Raw genomic sequence first — 3,567 nt, forward strand, 5'->3', positions numbered from 1 at the left:
GTACTCGCTCTATCGCCGCAGCTAACAAATCCAAATCGGATTCGGGGTAGACATCATAGTACTTGCCTTTAACCTGTTCCTTAGCTGGGGGCTTCCCATGCCGCTGTTTATATGACTCGGCAGCTTCCATCTCAATGTGCAGCCGTTGGGAAGCTGTCACCTTCTTCTTACTGGATTTGATGCGCTCCGTCAGCATCCAACTTATGGATTCCGGTTTTGGCTCCAATTCCGGTGCCGGAGTAGGGGTGTCTCTTGGAGACTCACTTAATGCTTCTTCTTCTGAGAAGGCTTTCTCAAAATAATCAATGAGAACCGGGATAATAGTCTCGCCCCAAGTCACTTGTGGACCCGACCAATCGTTTGTTTTTGATGTGGCTAACCGACTCAATCCATATTCCTTCCCCAACTCTGTCAACTGCCAAATTCTTTTACCGTTGTCTGGACGAACCTGGAAGCCCAACTCAATGAGCGCCTGATTCACTTGTGCAGGCTTGATTTTTCGTCCCAATTCCTCAGTTAACTGCTCTGCCACCTCAGATACGGTCATACCCAGTTCTGGAACGGTCGCAGTAGAACCAATTAGTTTTTTAGCGTCTTCAATAATGTCTGCCAGGTCGGGGAATTTCTTGGCTAGCGCATTGAACTTCCATTGAGCGATCGCACTCTTATCTAGTCCAGCATCAACGAGCCAAACTGAAAGCGTGTTGATGGATTCCATCGCAGAGGCTAGGGCATCAGGTGTTTTGATACCTGTTCCAGGTGTAGAGCCTTGTCCATTACTGGGCATGAATCGGGGTGCGTGAGGACTTACTAGATATGCTACGCACAGAACACCATTGCTGTCTATGGCTCCAGTTTTTGTGTTATGGCACTCACCAAGGCGACTCTTGACTCTCGCCCAATAGTGAACCTTACCATCCCCTACTACTGGGTGATGTAGAAGACTCTCTATTGCCTGTATAAAAGTAGCTAATGGGTCACTGCTCTGGCTAGCCTCTGCAAAAGCGTGCTCTAGCAGAATTAAAGTAACCAGTGACAATACTTATATCAGGTTGATATAATCGAACCAGAAACTAAAATATTGTTAAGATATCTTTAGAATTCTTTATAAATTCAACTCAACGGGCTGAAGTTGTGGTTGCCGTCAGGACGTAAGGGGCACTTCACTCTCAAGCCGTTACTAATCGTGTTTGCCCTAGCGTAGGGGAGGGATTAACTGTGACCTACAAATCCTTATCTGACGAAGATGAAGCAGATAAACTGACAGGAGCGATCGCACAGAGTGCAGCGTCTAAAGAGGCGATCGCTCCTGAAAACAGTGTTAGCCATACATCTGCTCATGAGTTTGACGATCTAGACTACCCTCCTAACTTCACTAGGCGCACTCGACGCGGATGGCTCACCCCTACTTTAATCGGGATTGGAATTGGTGCCGTACTCACTTTCGGAGGAACGCGCATAATGTCAAGCGGTGGTAACCGAAAGGTTGCCCCAGCCAAAGCACCACCACCCCCCAGCCTAAGCGTTACCGTAGCACCAGTGGCAAATAGTCCTGTCAGCAGCACCCTAGAAGCCAGAGGAACAGTCGCCGCTACCGACTTGCTCCCTGTTTTACCCCAAGCGACCGGCTTACAAGTTCGTCAAGTTCTGGCGAGTGAAGGGCAAAGTGTGCAAGTGGGACAAATTTTAGCGGTTCTCGATGATTCTGTCCTCCAAACGCAACTCCAGCAAGCCAAGGCACAACTCGAATCCTCCCTAGCCGTTGTGCGGCAAAAACAAGCCGCTTTTAACCAACAACGCGCGACACTGGCACAAGCCGAACGAGAATTGAAGCGTTATCAATATCTAGCTAACCAAGGCGCAATTAGTCGTCAAGATTTAGAAACTCGCAGTACCGCAGTAGCAACAGCCAGAGAATCACTCGGAGTCGCCCAAGCCAATATTGGCAGTGCCGAAGCTGATGTGAAAAACTACCAAGCTCAAATTCAAAAACTGCAAACTCAAATTACACAAACTGTAGTAAAGGCACCCGCTCCTGGGATTGTCGCGGAGAAGTTTGCCGCAGTTGGGGATGTTACCTCCAATCAAAAGCTATTTACGCTCATCCGCAATGGGGTTTTAGAACTTCGCGCCCAAATCCCAGAACCTCAACTCCCACAAGTCCGAATTGGGGCACCCGTGCTGATTACCAGCAATGCAGATTCCCGGATTCGTTTGGAAGGAACTGTGCGAGAAATTATGCCCACGGTTGACCAACAAACTCGTCAGGGAATGGTCAAGATTAATCTGCCTTCAACACCCCTATTACGTGCAGGTATGTTTGTACGAGCGGGTATAAGTTCGGGAACGGCTCAAGGGTTAACCGTTCCAGCCAAAGCGGTGTTACCTCAGGGTGAGGGGAAAGGAACTGTTTATGTGGTGGACAGTAATAATGTTGCTCATGCCCAAACAGTGACCGAAGGGGCAACCAGTGGTGGAGAAAGTGCCAATTCAGATACCGCCAAAATCGAAATTAAGAGTGGTTTGAAATTAGGCGATCGCGTCGTCGTTGCGGGTGCTGGCTACCTCAAAGATGGGGATAGAGTGAAAGTTGTAAATACTCCAAGTCAAAAGTAAAAGGGAAAAGTAATAAATTTTGCCTTTTATCTTAATACCAAGCTGATAGCTTTTACATTTTGCCTTTTACTTCTACCTGCTCATGTCTTTCAACATCTCCGCTTGGTCGATTAAACAACCCGTTCCTACCATTGTTTTGTTCTTAATTTTGACAGTGTTGGGTCTGGTTGCTTTCCCATTGTTGGGCATCGATAGCGACCCGAATGTGGATATTCCTGCGGTGACGATTACCGTCACTCAACCCGGAGCTGACCCAGCAGAATTGGAATCCCAAGTTACGAAGAAAGTTGAGGATGCGGTTGCGGGTTTAGGCAATATTGACCACATTATCTCGACAGTGACGGATGGCGCATCTAGCACTAACGTGAATTTTGTCTTGGGTACCAATAGCGATCGCGCCACGAATGATGTGCGAAATGCCGTAGCCCAAATTCGCCAAAATCTTCCCCAAGATGTGAACGACCCCATTGTTAAACGAGTGGATTTTGCCGGGGGTTCGATCATGTCCTACGCCGTTGTTTCTGAACAACAGTCGGTCGAACAACTGAGTGAATTAATCGACCAAACCATCAGCCGTGCCATCCTTGCCGTTCCTGGTGTCGCCCAAGTCCAGCGGATTGGGGGTGTAGACCGTGAGATTCACGTAGACTTGAACCCAGATGAACTGCAAGCACTGGGCATTACCGCCACTCAGGTTAACGACCAAATCCGTAACTTCAACATTAACTTACCCGGAGGACGCACCAACCTTGGCAGTTCGGAGCAGACGGTTCGCACTTTAGGGAGTGCCAACAGTGTCGAGCAGTTGAAAAACTATCAAATCACACTCCCCAAAGGGAGTTTTGTGCCCCTATCCACTTTAGGGGAGGTCAGCGACACCTTTGCCGAACCGCGTCAAAGTGCTCGTCTCAATGGCAAACCCGTAGTTGCCTTCTCCATCCTACGCAGTAC

3 protein-coding genes are annotated in these 3,567 nt (G+C 48.5%); 2 read left to right on the forward strand and 1 reads right to left on the reverse strand.

The annotated features are described in order from the left end of the window. A partial coding sequence (locus V6C93_RS20720; protein ID WP_333478570.1) for a hypothetical protein occupies positions 1-1,039 on the reverse strand: 1,039 nt, incomplete at its 3' end. Positions 1,040-1,218: 179 nt separating this feature from the next. Between V6C93_RS20720 and V6C93_RS20725 the strand changes: the two genes are divergently transcribed. Continuing rightward, complete coding sequence (locus tag V6C93_RS20725; RefSeq protein ID WP_333478571.1) at positions 1,219-2,616, forward strand: efflux RND transporter periplasmic adaptor subunit; 1,398 nt, start codon at positions 1,219-1,221, stop codon at positions 2,614-2,616. A gap of 82 nt (positions 2,617-2,698) precedes the next feature. Continuing rightward, positions 2,699-3,567, forward strand: an 869-nt coding sequence (locus tag V6C93_RS20730) for an efflux RND transporter permease subunit (RefSeq protein ID WP_333478572.1), incomplete at its 3' end; no start/stop codon positions are given.

This window comes from Allocoleopsis sp. (assembly GCF_036703385.1).
In the GTDB taxonomy this organism is placed as follows: domain Bacteria; phylum Cyanobacteriota; class Cyanobacteriia; order Cyanobacteriales; family Coleofasciculaceae; genus Allocoleopsis.